General features: G+C 44.2%; 23 protein-coding genes. 18 read left to right on the top strand and 5 right to left on the bottom strand.

The genetic code is table 11. The annotated features are described in order from the left end of the window. The first annotated feature begins 130 nt into the window (after positions 1–130). From LY387_RS08915 to LY387_RS08885, 7 genes are all read left to right on the top strand, one after another. Positions 131–2,089 (top strand): heme lyase CcmF/NrfE family subunit, encoded by a 1,959-nt coding sequence (locus tag LY387_RS08915; protein WP_234493802.1) that lies wholly within the window; start codon positions 131–133, stop codon positions 2,087–2,089. Continuing rightward, on the top strand, positions 2,079–2,507 hold the full coding sequence (locus LY387_RS08910; protein WP_234493801.1) for a cytochrome c-type biogenesis protein: 429 nt from the start codon (positions 2,079–2,081) through the stop codon (positions 2,505–2,507). The genes LY387_RS08915 and LY387_RS08910 overlap by 11 nt, the downstream gene beginning before the upstream one ends. A gap of 87 nt (positions 2,508–2,594) precedes the next feature. Then, entirely contained in the window at positions 2,595–3,014 is a 420-nt protein-coding gene (locus tag LY387_RS08905; RefSeq protein WP_234493800.1) for a GNAT family N-acetyltransferase, read from the top strand. Further along, on the top strand, positions 3,007–3,501 hold the full coding sequence (locus LY387_RS08900) for a GNAT family N-acetyltransferase (protein ID WP_234493799.1): 495 nt from the start codon (positions 3,007–3,009) through the stop codon (positions 3,499–3,501). The genes LY387_RS08905 and LY387_RS08900 overlap by 8 nt, the downstream gene beginning before the upstream one ends. Before the next feature lies 1 nt (position 3,502). Beyond that, positions 3,503–3,970 carry an ASCH domain-containing protein gene (locus tag LY387_RS08895; RefSeq protein ID WP_234493798.1) on the top strand — a complete coding sequence of 156 codons (468 nt, stop codon included), beginning with the start codon at positions 3,503–3,505 and terminating at the stop codon, positions 3,968–3,970. After that, the gene (locus LY387_RS08890; protein ID WP_234493797.1) at positions 3,971–4,486 is read left to right on the top strand and encodes a GNAT family N-acetyltransferase; all 516 of its coding nucleotides are present in this window, start codon (positions 3,971–3,973) and stop codon (positions 4,484–4,486) included. Between the two features lie 18 nt (positions 4,487–4,504). After that, a complete protein-coding gene (locus LY387_RS08885) occupies positions 4,505–4,990 on the top strand; it encodes a GNAT family N-acetyltransferase (protein ID WP_234493796.1) in 486 nt (161 codons plus the stop codon). 25 nt (positions 4,991–5,015) lie between these two features. Here LY387_RS08885 and LY387_RS08880 read toward each other — a convergent pair whose 3' ends face one another. Further along, positions 5,016–5,714, bottom strand: a complete 699-nt coding sequence (locus LY387_RS08880) for a DUF1826 domain-containing protein (protein WP_234493795.1) — start codon at positions 5,712–5,714, stop codon at positions 5,016–5,018. A 234-nt stretch (positions 5,715–5,948) separates the two neighbouring features. On the opposite strand from LY387_RS08880, the gene LY387_RS27250 reads away from it, so the two are divergent. The 9 genes from LY387_RS27250 (at position 5,949) to LY387_RS08840 (ending at position 14,328) form a co-directional block, all read left to right on the top strand. Further along, a complete protein-coding gene (locus LY387_RS27250; RefSeq protein ID WP_042475600.1) occupies positions 5,949–6,152 on the top strand; it encodes a DUF1656 domain-containing protein in 204 nt (67 codons plus the stop codon). Positions 6,153–6,160: 8 nt separating this feature from the next. Further along, positions 6,161–7,024 (top strand): HlyD family secretion protein, encoded by an 864-nt coding sequence (locus LY387_RS08875; RefSeq protein WP_234493794.1) that lies wholly within the window; start codon positions 6,161–6,163, stop codon positions 7,022–7,024. A gap of 8 nt (positions 7,025–7,032) precedes the next feature. Continuing rightward, entirely contained in the window at positions 7,033–8,388 is a 1,356-nt protein-coding gene (locus tag LY387_RS08870; protein WP_234493793.1) for an FUSC family protein, read from the top strand. A gap of 89 nt (positions 8,389–8,477) precedes the next feature. Further along, positions 8,478–9,467, top strand: coding sequence for a linear amide C-N hydrolase (locus LY387_RS08865; protein WP_234493792.1), 990 nt, complete (start codon positions 8,478–8,480; stop codon positions 9,465–9,467). 108 nt (positions 9,468–9,575) lie between these two features. Further along, positions 9,576–10,544: a helix-turn-helix domain-containing protein gene (locus LY387_RS08860; protein WP_234493791.1), complete on the top strand. Its 969-nt coding sequence runs from the start codon at positions 9,576–9,578 to the stop codon at positions 10,542–10,544. A 263-nt stretch (positions 10,545–10,807) separates the two neighbouring features. Further along, a complete protein-coding gene (locus LY387_RS08855; protein ID WP_234493790.1) occupies positions 10,808–11,554 on the top strand; it encodes a hypothetical protein in 747 nt (248 codons plus the stop codon). 34 nt (positions 11,555–11,588) lie between these two features. Further along, positions 11,589–12,719 (top strand): DcaP family trimeric outer membrane transporter, encoded by a 1,131-nt coding sequence (locus LY387_RS08850; RefSeq protein WP_234493789.1) that lies wholly within the window; start codon positions 11,589–11,591, stop codon positions 12,717–12,719. 50 nt (positions 12,720–12,769) lie between these two features. Next, entirely contained in the window at positions 12,770–14,131 is a 1,362-nt protein-coding gene (locus tag LY387_RS08845) for a serine hydrolase domain-containing protein (RefSeq protein WP_234493788.1), read from the top strand. A gap of 32 nt (positions 14,132–14,163) precedes the next feature. Continuing rightward, positions 14,164–14,328, top strand: a complete 165-nt coding sequence (locus LY387_RS08840) for a hypothetical protein (protein WP_234493787.1) — start codon at positions 14,164–14,166, stop codon at positions 14,326–14,328. 171 nt (positions 14,329–14,499) lie between these two features. Here the strand turns inward: LY387_RS08840 and LY387_RS08835 are convergent, their stop codons facing one another. Further along, entirely contained in the window at positions 14,500–15,363 is an 864-nt protein-coding gene (locus LY387_RS08835) for a LysR family transcriptional regulator (RefSeq protein ID WP_234493786.1), read from the bottom strand. 129 nt (positions 15,364–15,492) lie between these two features. Here LY387_RS08835 and LY387_RS08830 point away from each other — a divergent pair, with 129 nt between their 5' ends. Next, positions 15,493–15,864 (top strand): YybH family protein, encoded by a 372-nt coding sequence (locus tag LY387_RS08830; RefSeq protein ID WP_234493785.1) that lies wholly within the window; start codon positions 15,493–15,495, stop codon positions 15,862–15,864. A 164-nt stretch (positions 15,865–16,028) separates the two neighbouring features. Here the strand turns inward: LY387_RS08830 and LY387_RS08825 are convergent, their stop codons facing one another. From LY387_RS08825 to LY387_RS08815, 3 genes are all read right to left on the bottom strand, one after another. After that, on the bottom strand, positions 16,029–16,421 hold the full coding sequence (locus tag LY387_RS08825; RefSeq protein ID WP_128648648.1) for a hypothetical protein: 393 nt from the start codon (positions 16,419–16,421) through the stop codon (positions 16,029–16,031). 122 nt (positions 16,422–16,543) lie between these two features. Next, on the bottom strand, positions 16,544–17,332 hold the full coding sequence (locus LY387_RS08820) for a hypothetical protein (protein ID WP_234493784.1): 789 nt from the start codon (positions 17,330–17,332) through the stop codon (positions 16,544–16,546). Positions 17,333–17,608: 276 nt separating this feature from the next. After that, entirely contained in the window at positions 17,609–18,364 is a 756-nt protein-coding gene (locus tag LY387_RS08815; RefSeq protein WP_234493783.1) for a DeoR/GlpR family DNA-binding transcription regulator, read from the bottom strand. A gap of 297 nt (positions 18,365–18,661) precedes the next feature. Here LY387_RS08815 and LY387_RS08810 point away from each other — a divergent pair, with 297 nt between their 5' ends. Further along, on the top strand, positions 18,662–19,708 hold the full coding sequence (locus LY387_RS08810) for an oxidoreductase (RefSeq protein WP_234493782.1): 1,047 nt from the start codon (positions 18,662–18,664) through the stop codon (positions 19,706–19,708). The last annotated feature ends 116 nt before the right edge of the window (positions 19,709–19,824 follow it).

Raw genomic sequence — 19,824 nt, 5'->3', positions numbered from 1 at the left:
TCGTTGATTAAGTTCCCTCGTATTGAGCGGGGGATCTTTGAAAGCATGTTATGTCTATTTGAGTGTTGATATCGCGTGTTTTCAAAGAGTTTAGTTTTTTGGGATGGTGAGCCGTCCCGTTTGAGGTGTTATGATCGGCTACATAGGGCTATTCACATTAATCGCAGCAGCATTAACGAGTTCCTGCGCAGTTTTGTATGGACTGGTTTCTTACGCTAAGCCTCAGCGCTTCGCTGCGAGTGAAAACGACCTAAGCCGATTCTTCAGCGCGATATCATTTGTGTTCTCGTTTGGCGCCATCCTCGTGTTGGCTTACGCGTTTGCAACTGATGATTTCTCTATTCGATATGTTTCGGATAACTCCAATCACCAACTCCACCTGGGCTACAAACTCGCTGCCACATGGGGCGGACACCAAGGCTCGATGCTATTCTGGGTAGTGACATTGTCACTTTGGGGTGTCGTCATCGCTTGGTCAAAGCAGCGCAACAGTGCGAAGAATCACGCAAGTTGGGTCATGCAGTTCATCGTAGCCATCTTTGCTTGGTTTACACTGGCGGCATCCAACCCGTTCGAGTTGAATGCGGTCATACCGCTACAAGGACGTGACTTAAATCCGATGCTTCAAGACGTCGGACTTATCATACATCCGCCTTTGCTCTATATCGGTTATGTGGGCTTTGCGTCGGTTCTCGCGATGGCGTTGGGGGCACTGCTAACAAATCACGTTGACATTGATTGGATTCCTAGAGCGCGAACCTACACCTTAATTGCATGGCTGTTTTTGACGGCAGGCATCGCCGTAGGTTCTTGGTGGGCATACTACGAGCTAGGTTGGGGAGGCTGGTGGTTTTGGGATCCCGTTGAAAATGCTTCTTTGCTTCCTTGGCTCACGTCAACTGCGCTACTGCACACCATGATGGTCGCTCGTAGTAAGCAGCTCATTTTCTGGACCTATTCGCTAGCGTTCATCACGTTCTGCTTGAGTATTCTTGGTACCTTTATTGTTCGCTCTGGCGTGCTTACATCCGTTCATGCGTTTGCGGTTGATCCTACAAAAGGCTTTAGCCTACTAGCGATCTTAACATTGGTCTTTGTCCTCGCTTTTGTTGCTCTTATTTACAGGGCTGATGCTATCAAGTCGTCAAGTATTACTAGTGTGGTGACCAAACCATTCTTAGTGCTGATCTCAGCAAATTTGTTTGTACTGTCGACTGCAGTCGTCGTATTTGGCACCTTTTATCCCATGGTTTACGAGCTTGCAGGACTTGGGAATATTTCCGTTGGCGCTCCGTACTTTAATTTGCTCTTTGGGCCCATAGCGATAGTGAGTTTATTCGTTATGGGGGCTGTGCCATTTCTCGGTTGGTCCACTACAAACGAGAAGCCAAGCATTGGGAAGCCTGTAATCCTGCTGCTTGTTTCACTGCTATTGGCTTTTGCTATCGTTACCTACAGCACCATGCATTACGAACCAGTGGGTGCTGAGTGGTCGAACTGGGCGCTTTTTACTGTCTGGGCGAGCCTTTGGGTGCTAATCTCACATATCGTTTCAGCGATCGCTAAGGTAGGCAAAACATCGCTGTCGGCACTGGTTGCCCATATTGGTATTGCGATAGCCGCGTTCGGATGTGTTATGAATGCCGAGTATTCATACGAAATCACGAAGAGGCTCGGTCCTGGCAGTCAAGCCGACTTTGGAGATTACCAAGTTACCTATGTTGATACCAATTTGTACCTAGGACGAAATTTTACCGCTGAACAAGCCATTATTGAGATCGCTGATAAGGAAAACCACCAACGTGCTATGGTCGCCACCCCTGAGAAGCGTCATTACTCAGTACGTGTCATGACCATGACGGAGCCTTCAATGACGCCACTTTGGCATGGTGACATTTATATCTCTTTGGGTGACAAGGTGGATGCAACGGATTACGCCGTTCGCATTCAATTTAAGGCCTTTGTTCGTTGGATTTGGTTTGGTGCGCTATTGGTGTGTCTATCGGCATGTATCGCATTGCTTAGAAAGTCTAAGACAGCCTTAGTTTCAAGACGTTCTACTTCAAGGGAGGCTGTAAATGTTGGATAAACTCCGGATAGCTATTTCTACTGTCGTATTGTTTGTTGCAGTCTTACTAAGCGCCAGTGATGTATTTGCCACACAAGCGCACTCTGTCGATCTGTTTGAGTTCGATACGCCCAAACAGCAAAAGCAAGCAATTGACTTGGCGAAAACACTTCGATGCCCGATGTGCCAAAATCAAAACCTTATCGAGTCCAATTCTCCAGTGGCAAAGGATATTCGATTGCGAGTATTTGAGTTGGTGAAATCAGGACAAAGCAATCAACAAGTTAAAGCGTATATGGTTGACCGTTACGGTGAACATGTACTGTATCAACCCTCTATGTCTGGTAAAAATATCCTCTTGTGGGGGATGCCCGTTGCCTTTGCAATGATGTTAGCTGGCTTCATGATTATTACTATGCGCCGAAATTCCCGCAAATAGCTTGCATCTATTCAAATACGCCATTGATATTAAAGCTTAAATTGTTTATCTCTATAACAAGTTCAAGGATGAAGGAGATAAGCCACCATGCCGTATTCGGTATCTACTGATAAAAACCATCTCGATATCACACTCATACACCGCTATCTCTCCAACAGTTATTGGGCGAAAGGTGTCCCTTTGTCTGTGGTTGAAAAGTCTATTGAACACTCTTTGTGTTTTGGCGCCTATGATAGCGATGGCAGCCAAGTGGGGTTTGCGCGCGTTATTACAGATTGTGCGACGTTTGCTTATCTGAGTGATGTCTTTGTTGTCGATGATAAGCAAGGGCTAGGTATCGCTAAATTGATACTAAGCACCATTGAACAGCATCCTGATCTGCAGGGCTTGAGAAGAACCATGCTTGGCACGGTCGATGCGCATTCTCTTTACCAACAATTTGGATTCCAATCGATTCAAAAGCCGGAGTTCCTAATGCAGAAAAAGGGAATCGAATCCTATGCCTAGTTTAAACCGCCCCAATAACAAACAATGGCGTAGCGTATTGTTGACTGATGTGCCTCAGCACAAGCCGACAGTGATCGATTGGTATTTTAATGCTTGGGGCATGCGAGATCCGAATAACACGTTGGAAAGCTATACCCAGAAGCTAGAGGCCTTTTTACAAGACGGCTCCATTCCAGCGCATTTAGTTATTTGTGATGACGAGCGACTGATTGCGACTGCGCATATTCGTAAACATGAAATACCCAGTTACGTTGACTATGAGAATTGGCTTGGCGGTGTATACGTGGACTCCGATTATCGAGGCCAAGGCGTTGCGAAAGTCATGGTCAATAGCGTGATCGAAAAAGCCAAAGCCCTTGGGGTTGAGAAGCTCTATCTGCAAACGGAAGATTTGTCCGGCGGTTTATACGCAGAACTCGGATGGAAAAAACTTCATCAAACTAATAATAAAGGCTGTGAGGTGATAGTCATGGTCAAGGAGTTATAGCATGACACCGATTCAACGAGAGTTTTTCCAACAGTTTCTCGATACTCTGCCGAACCCTGAAAGCGTCGATATCGACAACGTCATTGCTGAGCACTACTGCGCCGATGAATACAACGCCAACGAGTGCGCTAGATTAATTAACGAAGGAATCAAAACTGCATCATGCGGATTAAAAGCGGGTTGGGATGTCGAAGACGAACCATTGCCTCAAGTTGGCAGTTATTCGCTTGTCCTAGATTGGCAGCAAAATCCGGTATGCGTGATTCAATTGACGTCTGTTGAAGTGTGTCCGTTCAATCAAGTGAGCGAAGAGTTCGCTTATGCAGAGGGCGAGGGTGATCGGACTTACACTTGGTGGAAAGAGGCTCATATTAAGTTTTTCGATTGGTACGCTAACGAAATCGGTGTTGAGTTTTCGCCCGAAAGTGAATTAGTGCTTGAGCGTTTTAAAAAGGTGTATCCAAACTAAATGAAAAGTATTGCTGTCCAAACTGAACGTCTTTCTATGGCGCAAATCACCCAAGCTGATTTTGACTTGTTCAAGTGCTTACAGACGGAGCCCAAGGTTATTGAGCTTTGTTTCGATAAACCTAGTGATGAAGAGATACAAGCGCGATTTGATGAGCGTCTACCGACATGGAGCAAAGGGTCAGAACAGTGGCTCTGTTTGGTTATCTCACTAAAGCAAACTCGTGAGGCCGTTGGAGTGACCGGCTTTAAAGTCTGTGATGGTTGTGCAGAAGTGGGTTATTTGCTTCTGCCTGAATTTCATGGCCGTGGAATCGGTACGGAGTCGCTAGAAGCCTTAATAAAATGGGCGGAGCGCGATCTCGATCTCAACAAGTTTTCCGCGATTGTGACAAAAGGAAACAGAGGCTCAGAGCGTGTACTAGAGAAATGCGGCTTTGTGCTGACTAAGGTAGATAAAGACGCCTATCAAATTGGCGGTCAGACCTATGATGACCACATCTTTCACCGCGGTTAATGTCACAAGGAGTGCCCTTTGATTCGTAATGTCACCGCAGCGGATGCGGACGCTATCGCAACGATTTATAACCACTACATAGTCCATTCAACGTGCACGTTTGAAGAAGAAATTGTGTCCGCGCAGCAAATGGCCCAGCGTATTGAGACGTTGATTGACTCGCAGATGCCTTGGCTTGTGTATGAGCACCAAGGACAAGTGATAGGTTACTGTTATGCCAAACAATGGAACGCGAGAAGTGCTTATCGGTTTACGGCGGAGTCCTCTGTTTATCTTTCACCTGAGTGCCCGATCAAAGGGGTAGGCAGTAGACTCTACGAGCAATTGTTTAGCCGATTACGTGACGATGGTATCAAGAACGTCATGAGCGTCATCACACTACCTAACGATCAAAGCACCAGATTCCACCATAAAATGGGCATGGAGCAAGTAGGGCACTTCAAACAAATTGGCTTCAAGTTTGACCGCTGGCTAGATGTTGGATACTGGCAGAAAACGCTCTAAGTCTGAGGAGCAACCGTTGTTGCTCCTAACCAAAGTCCAACGTCAGTAGTAACCTGTTCTCTCCATCCGCAACGTTAGGTGAACGATGAACCAGACCACCACCTTCATTGCCGATCCATTTCTCGCCTTTGAGAAGTGCAACATCGCCACAAGTTAGACGTTGTACATCCGCCTTATTTTGATACAAGCCCGATTCTGAATCTGGAAGACCATTACTGCCGAGCCCAAGTTTAGAGCGATCCACAGCATCGTGCTCTAGCCAATCAGTGGCGACACCGCTGTACGTTGTCACCAAGCGGCAAGGTACTTTATCCGTATGGAAACGGGGGCACATGGCACTTTCTAATATGGCAAGTCGAAGCCCTGCGTAATCAAGCTCAAACAGACAACAAAACATATCGACCAGTTCAGCAATATTTTGAAGCAGCGCCTTCGGGGCAGAACCATCGGTGGCGTATTCCAATGCAGCAAATGCTTCACTCGGAGATACCGAGAGTGATTTTTGAAAGCTCGGGTTAGCGGCCAGAAAATCGTTGGTTGAGCGCTGTAAATCTTCGCTGAGTTCTCGTTTCCAGATGGCGATGTTGACAGATTCTTTATAGATATCTGTTAACACGGTTGGGTGTTCACCGGATCTGCTTAATCGCTCAACGATTTGTTGGTCAGTGGGCGTTAGTTCGCTACCAGTCGGCGAGGTGAGTGGGGCAATTGAGTCGCGTAACATGGAATTCTACTCCTGAACGGTGTGAAGTTAATGTTATGTTATAACATACGGTTCGCCATGTTTAAAACGGTCGCTTTCATATTCTCATATCAAATAGTGGTGTTTGTTTCTAAGCCATTCTTTCTAAGAGCAATTTAATCCTAAAGAAGAGGGTGAGGTTTGAGTCCTCTGCTGCAGAGTGTGCGTGTTTTCTTTAGTGAGGTGTAATGCATTCTCACTTGACGAGGATTCGATATGCCACATGAAATAACCATTGGCGAAATTTACATTCCACCCTTTCTATTGGTGATTTCGCTCTCCTACATAGCTACGCATTTTGTCACTGCGATGTTCGCTAAGTTTAACGTTTATAAACATTTAGCTTACCCAGCCATCGCAGATATCAGTTTATTTATTTTAATGAGTCTGATCATTGGTCTGCTCATTCCTTTTGTATGAGGTGACTTATGTTTCACAAAACCATTACCACCGCGATTCTTGCTATAGCAGCAGGAGCTGGCATTTACGCGTACTACACACATAACGTTCAAAACCCATGGACGCGTGATGGGCAGGTACGTGCACACATTGTTCAGGTAACACCACGTGTGACTGGGCAGGTTGTTGCCTTCCATGTGACCGATAACCAAGAGGTCAAAGCGGGCGATGTCTTGTTTAAAGTTGATGACAGCCAGTACAAGGCGGGGTTAGCAAGTGCTAAAGCGGCTGAGCAACAAGCAAAAGCACTGCTTAGAAAAGCACAAAATGAGCAGCATCGAGCGGAAGCCTTAGAGCATAAGGTACAAGGTTCGGTGTCGACATTGGCATTGAACAACTATGAAAGTGCGGTAGAGACTGCAGAGGCCAATGTGGCCGCCGCGAAAGCGAACACCCAAGAGGCAGCGCTGTTACTTGAATACACCGAGGTCAAAGCCCCCGTCGATGGATACATTACCAACCTTAATTATCGAGTAGGTTCTCAAGTGGTTGCTAACGCGCCTGTCGTCGCATTGATCGATGAGAACAGTTTCTGGATTGAAGGATTCTTCAAAGAAACAGATTTGAGCGACGTGAAGTTAGACCAAAATGCACGTGTGACCTTGCTGTCTGATAGCAAACAGGTCTTAGAAGGCAAAATAGAAAGCATCGGCTTAGGCATCTCAAAAGCGGATGGAAGCACGGGAAATGCACTTCTACCAAACGTGAACCCTAACTTCCAATGGATAAGGCTAGCACAGCGCTTACCTGTGAAAGTGAAGCTTGACCGTGTCCCGGATGACCTTCAGCTGCGTGTTGGAACCACAGCTTCTGTGCAGATCTTGTCTGATTGAGGTGAGCTATGTTAAATCCGTCTATGAAAGCGGCCATTAAGTACGGGCTCGCGTTAATTCTCGCGATGTTTTGTTCTATGTCGCTAGGGTGGTCAAAAACATCGTGGTCGATGCTTACGGTAACTGTACTCGCAACCTTAGAGATATATGGCTATTGGGCGCAAAAAAGCCGCAATCGTCTCTACGGCACGGTGATAGGTACTGCTGTTGCGTTTCTGATAATTGGGTTGTTTGCACAAGATCGTGTGATGTTTATCGCGTCACTCACCGCTTTTTTGTGGGTCTGTGTGTATTACCAGTCGCACCGCTCGTTGGGCTACATGTTCAATATCGCGATTACTGTCTGCTTAATCATTTCTAGCTCCGTCTCGGCGGACAGTGCCTCGGTTATCAATACTGCGATATTGAGAATGCAGGATACGGTGCTCGGTGTGGTGGTCTTTTCGTTGGTGTATCGATTAGTTTGGCCAACGTCAACGGATGAGGCTTACATCAAACAAGCTGACGTTGGATTGAGCGACCTGAAACTGCTTTCAACCTTGCTTAAGACTGACAAACCTGACTTTGAAGAAATCAGTAAGCTGAGTGCAAGTGTGAAGAAGACCTCGAACGGATTGAGAGAACTGCTTTCTCTTCCGGTAGAAGATAGTGACTTTTTATCTCGTCATCGAGAGAGGCTGGTGGAGCTAAGTACGGCTGTCGACAACGCAAGCAAGATCGTTGAGCAAGCGAGCTCAAGAGAGATGGCGAATGTATCTGAACTCGATCTGCAAGTTCTTGATGAATTGACCGAAAAAGTCAGAGGTTTTCTTGAAAGTAAAGGCGATGTTCCACTGGATCACATTAATAAAAGAAGTTTGTCTGCGTTGCCGAAAATGTCTCTCCCTAAGGAGAAACGGATATTTTTTGCCAACATTGCAGCTTGTGTGACTGTCACGGCTTTTGCTTTGTGGATCTACATGCCAGTGCCTAATGGTGTGCTGTTTCCAACATTGGCAGGTGTTTTGGCTGCGAACATATTGACGATTCCGGGCAAGGCGGTGAAATACATCATGTTGTTTTACACGATTGTGGCGTCGTTTTTGTTGCTGCAATACACCTTTATCATGCCTTCGCTTACGGAAGCATGGCAGATTTTGACGCTCTATTTTTGTAATGCTGTGTTGCTTTGGCGCTTGTGCGACATTCTTAAAATGAGCCCACTCAAAGCTCTAGCTGGGAACATTCTTGTGAACATACCGGCTAGTGCTGTTGAACTGGTTCCTTCGTTCAACATTCAAGGGCCGCTCAATATGATCGTGATGCTATTTATGTCATTGTTACTCATTGAGTTTTACTCAAAAGTGTTTTCGATTAAAGCTTAGGTGAGGAGTCAATCCTCCCCTGCAGAGTTACTGATTTTCGATTGCCATTTTACACTTCATATCGTTCCTTAACGTGATTTGGAGTTAACATGAAATTAAAAGCAATAACTATCGCACTTCTCGCTGGCACTATGGCTTCGGGCATGGCTGACGCATGTACATCAGTAGCTTGGAATACTGATCTTGGCACCTTTACTTCAAGAACAATGGATTGGATGGAATCGACCAAACCAGTCTTGGGTAATATCAATAAAGGTGATGTCCGCGCCATCCAAGGCAACGGCTTGGGTAACAAATATACGGTCAAGTATGACATGGTTGCCGTGCTTGCTTACGGCGAACTTGTCGCGGATGGCGTCAATAGCGAAGGTCTGCAGGTAAACGCGCTTTTCTACCCTGACATGACTATGAAGAAAGCAACGAAAGGCTCTGAGGTGACTCAGTTTACGGTGGCAGAGTATCTATTGGCGAGCTATGCGTCAGTTGAAGAAGTCGTGAAAGCTCTACCAAGCATTGAGTTCGCATCCATTGATATGGAAGGTATGCCGGTTGAAATGAAACTGCATTGGTCGGTAACCGATAAGAGTGGCGACCGACTTGTCATCGAAATGGATGAAGACGGTATCAATACCTACCGAGGTAAAGACGCTATGGTTATGACCAATGATCCGTCGATGAAGATTCAACTTGAGCAACTTAAAGAAGTGGAACCGCGCTTTAAAGACGCAACGCGTGATACCGACTATGGTTCTATCGGCAACGGTAATTCTCACAGTCGTTTTTTGCATGCAAACTACTTTATGAGTCACCTAGAGCAACCTACAAGCGTCACTAATGGCATGATGAAGTTGTCAACGGTTCCGTTCAGAGTCCCAGTTGATGCGCCATACAAAGATTTTGGTCACGGTATGTCAGGGTATGCAACGGAATACACCATCACGCAGAGCCTTGAAACAGGTGACACGGTATTCGAGTACAACTTCGATGAAAACTGGAATACGGTTCAATTCAACGTTTACGACATGATGGGTAAGGATTTCAGAATGCCGCTTGATAAGTCGTATATGGCGAAGTTTTAAACCTTATTTAGGCACTCTAAGGAGTGCCTTTTTATGACGCGTTCCATCAGTAATCCTTGATACCTTGCATATGTTATCGGTGTTAATCTTTTAAGGTTGAATAAAGTTATGAGAAAGTCTCCAATTCCTTTGCTACTTACCTCTTCTGAATCAATGCACTTTTTCACTCCCTATTTTGAAGCCAAGGGGATTGAGTGGCAGGCCACTGCCAAGGAATTCGATTTACCGATTGATTACTCTAGTTCGGAAGATTGGATTCCAGCGAAGAGTTTTTCTTTATTTCTTAACGCGATGTCAAAGTACTGCGATGACGATCTCCCTATTTGGGTAGGACAGAGAGCAGCGCAACGTTTTATACAAGGTCATTGGGACGTCGTGGAAAAGGGAGCGAAGTTTCGAGAAGTGATTGAGTCTATGATGCGACATGCTCATTCATTTACTCGCCAAAGCACCTACTGGTTGGTAGAGATAGACGGGCAATGGTGTTGGTGTAATCGCAGTGAAATGAAACCTTCTTTCCCCGGTAGCGTTGCTTATGAATGGTTCAGAGTCGCTATGCTCACTTATATATGTCGCCACTGGTTGGGTGATGATTGGGTTCCGTCGTCACTGAACGTAATGACAGATGAGCATCAAGGAAAAAAGTACGCAGACATTTTGTTCCCGGAGATGAATGTTCATTATGGAAAGGGCTTCATGAAATTGGAGTTGAGTGGTGTTGAGGGTTTACAACCTGTAGTAAACAAGCCCCTTACTTCTCGGGATATTAAAGAAATTGAGATGCTATCGGATAGTTACTGTCATCTACCACATTTCACATTGGACTGGCTTGCCTCTTTATTCGGAGTGACAACTAAAACCCTTTATCGGTACTTTAAAGATCACAATACGACCTTTAATACCATTAAAAAACGCGCACTACTTAAAAAAGCACAACACCTCCTTCATGCTACCGAAGATACCGTGAGTGATATCAGTTATAGAATGGGGTACAGAGATGTATCCAATTTTAATAGAGCTATTAAATCAATGACTGGATTTACTCCGGCACAAATTAGAACGAAAATAACTTTGTAAGTCGATTTTTCTATCACTTCCCGAATAAAATAAATAAACTATTGATGGCTATTAGCTTGCATTCTATTTAGAACGTAAGCCAATAGCCTTTTTCTGCAATGTCCTTAATTGACCTGTTAAATGTCCTTAAGTGACCTGTGATTAATAGATGATAATAGCTAATATATAATTACTGACACGGAGGGATGTTTAGTTTTTATTTTATAAATAGCCACTGAATTAGAAATGGATTTTGTTATATAACATCATAGAAAAGAGACGCAATGATGAAATTTAATACAAAGTCTATGACCTCATTACTGGCCATAGCCTTCACTGCACCTTCTATAGCAGAAGAAAAAACACCGGACCCCGCTGATTTAACAGCCACGAACCGATCCGCATACGTAGCACTTAACAATAAAGGTGGATTCAAAGGGTCGATCTCTGGAGATATGAGTTTCGAAAACGGTCAAACCGGTATGTTTACACTTGAGGCTGCTATGGATCGTGATGGAAAGTATTCGGATAGTCGATTTCAATATTTCCATGTTATTCCCAATGATAGCAAGATCCTCCCAAGGTATGCGGCATCTCTTGATGTAATTGACAACGCGCTATTTACTTCAGTCTCACCAGGTGTGACTTTAGCCATAGATTCAGGTGTTAAGGGACTCAACATATTTCCTAGAGCAGGGGCATTAGCAGGCAAGCTATCAGACGATCTTAAATCGGTTTCAAACTCCAACGATGACTTTGCCTATGGCGGTTCTGCAGCGCTATATATTTTCTATACCGCCGGAAAAGACGGCACGTATTTTGGTTTTTTCCCTGAGTATAACTATCTATCAGGTGATGTTGATGTTTCCGTTTTGAATACTAACTTTGTTATGTCAACGCCATTTAGTCAAGATAGAACTCGTTGGGGACAAATTAAGGTTACCAATACAAATACAAAGATAAGCTACTCCAGTATTGATGAGTCAATGAACGACACCGTTGTTTGGGCTAACTACAAATTCTACTTCTAAAATAAATATGATGAAATATAAGATAGTATCTAACATGAGTAAAGTGATGCCACCTTACTTAGCCTTCCTAGCTGCACTATTACCTTCAACGAGCAACGCCATTGAGTTGACAGATAAAACAAAAATGGAAGTTTCAGGGAAAGTAGTTGGTGCGGTTATTGCTGATAGTAATGTTTCAGGTATCGGTTCAAATAACTTGGCAAATGCCTTTTACGGTAAAAATGAAGAGCCAAGTATTGCCATTGATACAACACTGACAAAAATTAACTTCGGTACACAGACTGAACTAGACAACGATGAATTATTGAACTCGTTTATTTCTGTCGACTTCAATAACTCTAACAATAATAAGATGGATCTTCGTTTGCGTGAAGCTTATGTCGACTGGCGAATGGGAAACAGTTCGCTGTTAGTCGGTCAGACTTGGTCTACATTAATGGACATTAATCGACTGCCTGATTCGGTGTTGGAGCCAACGATAAGCGGTGTCGTGTTTACTCGTCAGCCGATGGTTCGATGGTCGCAGAATTTTGGTTCTTTCCGTTATGACATTGCGCTAGAAAGTGGTTCTAACCGAGTTCAAGTTGAAGATCCTGATGTGAGTATTGATAACTCTTCAACCTATCCGGATTTGGTCATCGGTTTGCAGACAAACACTGACGGATATTGGTTTCGTGCAGCAGGTGTTGTCAATCGTGTTACAACGACCGACTTGGGGCAAAGCGAGACATACTCAGATACGGGTTGGGCAGCACACCTGTCCGGTGGTATTAAGCTGAGTGATAAAGACCACTTTCAAATGGCGTATTTCAATAGTCGAGGGAACGATCGTTACGTTTTAGGAATTGGTCAAACCGGTCCTATCTATGATGAACAAAATGGTCAATTTCATATCCGAGATTCTCAGTCTTTATGGACGGCAATCGGACATTCATGGACTGATACTTTGAAATCCACCTTCGGTTATGGTCGCTGGCAAGCGGATCCATACGATGGTCAAGGTGACACATTCACGTCTACGGAAATGGGGCTTGCGAACCTAAAGTGGACAGCAAGAGAGAATCTTGTTCTCGGATTGGAATATAACTATACAACCTATGAACGTTCCTATTCAGAAAGTCGCGATAATCATCGTTTGATACTCGCGATGGAATATGATTTTTAACGAGATAATTTTTTAATTTAATCTAATTTAATTCTAATTTGGTAATTACAATGAAAGATCTTAAAAAGAAATCTTTAGCTGCAACAATAGCTATTAATAGCGCGTTATCAATGTCTGGTGTCGCATTTGCAAATCAAGAACTCAACACCCAGGGACCAACTTTAGCGAATCAAAGTGAGTTGAGTACCTCTATTTCCATCGATGAGATGAAAGAGATTAGTCGTTTCTTTAATCAGCCAGAGAATAAGGTGAAAATACAGTTTCCTTCTGACAAAACAGAGTTTGCATGGGTAAATATGTCTAAGTTCTACCCAAGTGTACAAGTACCTCGTAGTGGTCAGGTTTCGACGTTACCTTATGCGATTAACAAAGGCATTAGCGGCGTTAAGTATCTTAACAACCGTGATGGTAAAGAAATCACTGTCGACCAACACTTTGAAACCAAACCTATTGATGCCATGGTAGTAGTGCAGGATGGAAGCATTGTGTTCGAGCGCTACAAAACAATGCGCCCTGAGGACAAACACTTGTGGATGTCTGTCTCCAAAGTAACCGGTTCAACGGTTATGGCACTGCTTGAACAAGAGGGTAAAGTTGACGTTAAGAAACCAGTGAGTCACTACCTAGAAGAGCTAAAAGGATCGGTTTGGGATACGGTTAAAGTCGAAGAAGCGTTGGACATGGCCACAGGATTGAACGGTACCGAACATGACGAGCCAAATCCAGATGCTAGAACTAACCCAGATCAAATCTGGTATCGCTGGGCTGCAACTCAAGAAGTCGGTCTTGTAGCAGATGTTCGCGAACGTAATGAAAGTTGGGACGCTGTACTTCGAGCTATGGAAAGAACGAAACCAGGTCACCAAAAGTTTGAATACAACTCGATTAATACCTTTGTTGTAAATCGCATTGTAGAGCGTGTAACAGGTCAACCTCTCTATCAAGTATTTGCCGAGCGCATTTGGAGTAAATTGGGCATGGAGCATGATGCTTACTACCTAACGAGTCCATCTGGAAACACGCTTGGATTTATGGGCGTCAACTCAACACTTCGAGATCTTGCAAGATTTGGCATGGTCTTTACACCGAGCGCAGAACAGCTCGCGGGTGAAGCTATATTATCAAAAAACATCATGAACACACTCCATGACCGTGAATACATCAATCAGTACCCAGATGGTTTTATTGGCGAGAAGTTTACCACTTCCTTTGCTGATGATGCTGGCAAAATAAGCAATCGCTACCAGTGGGATGCAGTAACTTCAGAAGGTGATATGTACAAATCGGGCGTAGGTGGTCAAGGACTGTATGTTTCGCCTTCGACAAATACAGTAGTGGCTTGGTTCTCTACCGGTGATGGTCAAGACCAAGAAGAGTCTATGGCAAGAGCCATTGTCCAATCTATCAATTAAAAGCATACGCAGACTCAAAGGAACGGGTTTTGATGTCTGTGTTTGAATACGGAAAAGCTATGAAATTGATGGTTTGGATATTCTTAATGGCTTTAGCACTTTTAGGCTGTATGCTCATTGAAGGTAGACATCAAGAGCATGAGATCGCGCCTAAAGAGATGCATCACCAAAATGCGGTTTCGACGTTGCTAAAGTGAAGTTCTGAAACTGCCAATTATTGGTCTGGCGACAGTTCTTCAATGATTTGACGGCGTGTAGATTTTTCTCCATGCCGTTTTTTTAATACTGGCAGCAAATATTGTCTTTGGAAATTTTGCAAAAGTGTCGCTTTTAACCTAGCAGTAAAACATAACATTGTGAGACTTAAGTTAGCTCCTTGAGAACCTGTCATCGATGGTTTTTTCAATGGCTTCGATGGCCATGGTAACCACCAGCGGCACATGTGCTTGATACGGATGCAGTACATAAATCGGATTCACTTTAGTTGGTCGCGCGTCTGAGATAGCGCTTAGGCTCTTGTGTTCTTTAAGAATAAAGTCGGGAACCAATCCAATACCTAACCCTGTTTCTATCAAACTAACTACATCAAAAACCGTATTGGCTCTATGTGAGATAGGGAAGCGAATAGTCTCACTTTGCCCATTGACTTCTAACTCATGCTTAATTGGCTCCGACTGCCAATGCTGCGCGATGTATGGTGATGCTAGAACATCGATACTGTTGGTGTTAGCAGTACAAAGCCGGTCGACGAACTCTCCGAGTTTACGTTGCTTTAGATTGGAATTTTTTGAGCTTCCTATACGAATGGCAAGATCGATGTCGTCTTGAATAAGATCAACATGTTTGTCGTCAGCGATCAGGTTTAAGCTTACTTGTGGATGATCTTTGAATTTGGCAGTGAGGCTTGGCAAGACAATCGATTTCATTAGTGCGTGGGGCGCGGTAACGGTCAGCCTACCTTTGGGCTCTTGAAGAGAGGCGGAGGCCTCAATCCAAGCACTTTCGGCAATTGCGCTCATCTGTGCGCACTTTGCATAGAAGCGTTCGCCTGCGGAGGTGAGGGTCTGTTTTCTGGTCGTGCGTTTAAGTAGTGTGGTATCCAGTTCCTCCTCAAGTTGTTTGAGAGCAGTACTGACTACTGACTTGGACACATCCAGTTTATCTGCCGCTTTGGTAATAGAACCGCTTTCGACTACCTGAACAAATACCGACATCAAACGTAGCTTATTCATAAGTACCTTCGTTAACTCATTCATTATTGTTCTGTTTTACAGAATAGTTATTTCTGATTACTTTGTTTTTCTTTGTTAATTGTACGCCTAATATTGGCTTATCAACAACGGGAACAGTAGGAAATAGTAATGAGTGAATCCGTTTTAGAACAGTCAAAAGCAGGTATTTCAGGTTGGCAATCGGCGTTCAATAGCCAAGACGCAGCAGGCTGTGCAGCACGATACGCTGAGGATGCGGTAATGGTCGCTAAACCATTTGGTACTTTTGAGGGGCGTGAGGCCATTGAAGCGTTTTGGCAAGGAATTTTGGACCAGGGATTTGCCGACGTTGACTACACAAATGTGAAGTGGGTAAAAGAGAATGACACTGGCTACATTTTAAGTGCCGATTGGACCATGAACAAAGCGTTCGGTGTGGTACACAAAGAGTTGTGGGAGATACAAGAAGATGGATTATCTCGTTTGACTTATGATGAGTTTGAAGTGTTGGGTGAGCGATAGCTCAGAGTGACAGCGCGAAGAATCTACCTGCAGCGTTGAATGACGTTGCGGGTCTTTGTGAGAAGAAACCACTGCTAATGGATTCTTTGGAACGGGATTGTCGTGCTAGTCTTGAAATAGTTATGGGATGTTAATGGCGACTAGCCTTTAAAGCGTTTTTAAGTTTAATTTAAGGGGCGTTCTACTAGCTCTACGGTCCTGATTAGGATGTCTCCTCCTGTTGGGACAATTTCGTAAACTTCGAACTTTTCGTGAGCTCCCCAATCGTAAATCCAGTACTCCTTATCGGTTGTTTTATTGAGCTTCTTTATCTCTTCTTTCGCAGCGTCTAGCTCATGATGATATTGCGCTCGAACACTGTCTCGACTCAAACTTGATATATGTATTGTTTGTTTTCCTGTCCTTAAACTTTCTTGAAGTTGGTAAACACAATACTTGCCGCTTCGCAGCCTTTTTACCATATCGGTGAGCTCACTGGCTCGAATTAAGTTGTAGGGAGAGTTGGTCTCTCGTAATACCTTAATTTGCTCGTATAGAGCGCTCATGATTGAGTTCATGTTGGACGCCTTCGTTGTGATTGAACGGCGTATGATGTTGTCATTGTCTCTCCTAATAGACGTTGTGAAGCATTTAGATGAGAGGGCGGTAAACCCTCTCAAACTTAAACTGGTCCATTGGCTTAGAATGGAATCGCAATACCAACCGTTGTAAAGTTGTTGTCAAAGTCGCCGTCAATTGCGTGTTTAACGTATGGCTGTGCAGCATCAAAGCCAGTGTAGGTAGCTTTAAAGGTATGAGCCTGTGCATCGTCTGCTGTGTAGAAATCGCCTAGTTGCTTGTAATAATCGTAGTCATAAGAAAGCGTTACTTGGTCAGCAATGTTGTAGTCTGCGCCTACGTTAAGTTTCACAATACGGCTATTGTCACGGTGAACGTCTAGCGTGTAATTACCGTTCTGGCTATCAGGTACAGGTAAAGGCAATATACCATCGTGGTTGTGTGGTGCAGGTAGTGTAACGTCAGAGTTTTTGTATGGCGTAGGCAGTCCACCATGACCAAAGTCACCGTTAACATCGCTACCGCTACCGAAACCATCACCAGTTACGTTACCGCCAGATACAAAGCCCTTGAAGCCGTGACGGTATTCGGCACCACCGCGTAGTGTGAAGTTACCGAAACTATGACCTGTAAAGGCTTGAATACGTGCTTCGTCGTTGTCACCTTCTGTTGCGTAACCTGCTGCTACCCCCGTGTCTGCAGTAAACATGTAACCTGCACCAATGTAGCCGTAGCCCGTCTTGGCTACCTCTGCTTCTACATAAGCGTCTTCTGTCACATCTACTGCAGAGTAAAGACCTGCATTAGAATCTTGGTCTACGTACGCTTCAACCGTGCCGCTATTATCTGCCGCTTGTACGCTTGTTGCCATTAATGCAGCTACGGATACTGCAGTTAAACTCTTTTTCATTTTTCTTAACCCTGTCTAACAACTTTAAATAAAAAAAGATGCGTCCTTGCTAAACCCTTGGGCGGGTGCAAATCTCATTTGCATTAAAATGTCTTGTTAATCCCCCTTGAGGACGAGCGAATTACACACAAAAAACCCCTGCACAGAGTCAGGGGTAAATGATACATTTGTCAGCATTATGAAAACTAAGATTACATTTATGGTTATTATGTGAGCGTTATTTTTGTAACGCCTTGTACCAAATGGTAATCATATGTAGGAAAAATCTGTCATAACTTACTCAGAAAAGACCTCAATTAACTCCACGCCATGAAGCTCGATCTGCTTTACGATGTTCTCTGGTGGTCGTTGATTCGTGACGACAATATCAATATCCGCCCATGTGCAAGACTGGTACATCAGTTGCGTGTTGAACTTAGTACTATCCACCACACAAATTACTTGTTTAGACTGCTTTGCCATCGCCAGTTTCAGGTTGGCATCGGTCTCTAAATCGGTAGTGATGCCAGATTCTGATATCGCACCAATGCCTATAAACGCCTTGCTTGCCTGATATTTTTTTATCTGCTCAATGGTCATATCGCCCAAGATGGCGTGTGAGAAGTCATCGAATGCGCCACCAAGCACACTTTTTCGAATATTGGGCTTATGACTCAATGCACTCAAGCTCTCAATTGAGTTGGTAATGACTGTTGATTTGACTGTGAGGTTTTGAGCGAGGGCAGTACACGTCGTGCCTGCGTCGAGGAAAACAATATCGTCCTCTTCTACGAGGGAAGCGGCAAACTTGGCAAGCTGCAGCTTGATTGGATCCGTACCAGACCTTTGATGAAATGAGAGACTAACGGTTTTCTCATCTAAGATTGCGCCACCTCGGATTCTCAATACTCCCGGGCGCTCTGAAAGTTTTACCAAATCTCTCCGAGCTGAATCGTAAGAGATTTCATAGGTTTGGCAGATCTCTTCGATGGTGACTTTTCCGTGGTTTTTTATCTGCTCTTCGATCGCTATCAATCGTTCTTCTTGAGTCATTGTCTGATCCTTTGCTGTATCTGCTTGTCATTGTAGCGTAAGTGAATATCAATAAATACTTATATGTGCGTAAAACCACTTATCTTGACTTGCTAACTCGTTGTTAAAAGCCCGAACTAGCACTTTGTTCGTGATTGAACTTGAAATTACGTAAGTTAATGTGCAATATGGTTCGTGTTTATGCGGTTTTGTAAGTTAATTTGCATTTTTTAAGTTACTTTAATTGAAAAATGAAGGCTTTCGCTTAAGTGAAATGCTGATGATGCCGCAGTCACTAATCAATAAAGAGAGTGTTCAATGACACAAAATAGAATTAAAACAGCCATCATCGGATATGGATTTTCGGCCAAAACGTTCCAGATCCCATTCATCACCACCTTGCCTGAATTTGAACTGACTGCCATCAGCACCAGTCAAGCGGATGAAGTCAATAGTGCATTTTCAGATGTTACACATTACGCCAGCGCAATCTCGATGATCGAGGATACGGATGCAGAGTTAGTCATCATTACCGCCCCTAACCATGTTCATTTTGAGTTGGCGAAGCTAGCGCTGGAAAGTGGTAAACATGTGGTGATTGAGAAACCGTTTGTGACCCGTATTGAAGACGGAGAAGCCTTAATTGAAATCGCGAAAAAGCAGAATCGAGTTTTGAGCATCTATCATAACCGGCGTTGGGATGGTGACTTTCTTACAGTCAAAAAGTTGATTGAAGAAGAGAAGCTTGGGGATATCAAACATTTTGAATCCCACTATGACCGTTTCCGACCACAAGTTCGTCAACGCTGGCGCGAGCAAACGACCGATGGTGGTGGGATCTTATTCGATCTCGGTTCCCATCTTATTGACCAAGCGGTTGAGCTGTTTGGTGTCCCGGACTATGTCAGCGCTGAGTGCAAAATGCGACGCGAAAACTCGACTAATGTCGATTATTTTCATGTGATTCTACATTATCCAGAGCATCTGGCGATTTTGCATGGTGATATGTTTGATGCTGGACCTAATCGGCGTTTCACCGTCAAAGGAACGCTAGGAAACTATGAGAAGTGTGGCTTTGATCCCCAAGAAGCGCAGCTAATCTCTGGCGTGCTTCCCAATACGCTAAATTGGTCAGAAGAGACACATGAGAGCTACGGCACGTTGTACCAAGAGGGTGGTTCAGAGGCAGTAAAAACTGAACTTGGGGCTTATCAGGACTACTTTAAGCAACTCGCTACGTCGATTCAGGATGGTCTTGAACCTCCCGTAAAACCAGAAGAAGCGCTGCAAGTTATTCGATTGATTGAGCTTGCTATGGAAAGTAGCCGTCTTGGTAAGAAGGTAGCTGTGGCTGCGATCACGTGAGTGTTTTACGTTAATTAACGCGCCCTAAATTTTCTTGAATTTATTTCCCGACTATCCCCATATTATCCTTAGACTTATGGGGAAAGCGTCTTAGCTCGATGAAATCAATAAAGTGG

Source organism: Vibrio maritimus, assembly GCF_021441885.1.
Lineage (GTDB): Bacteria > Pseudomonadota > Gammaproteobacteria > Enterobacterales > Vibrionaceae > Vibrio > Vibrio maritimus_B.
This window is presented reverse-complemented; position numbering and strand designations above follow the sequence as displayed.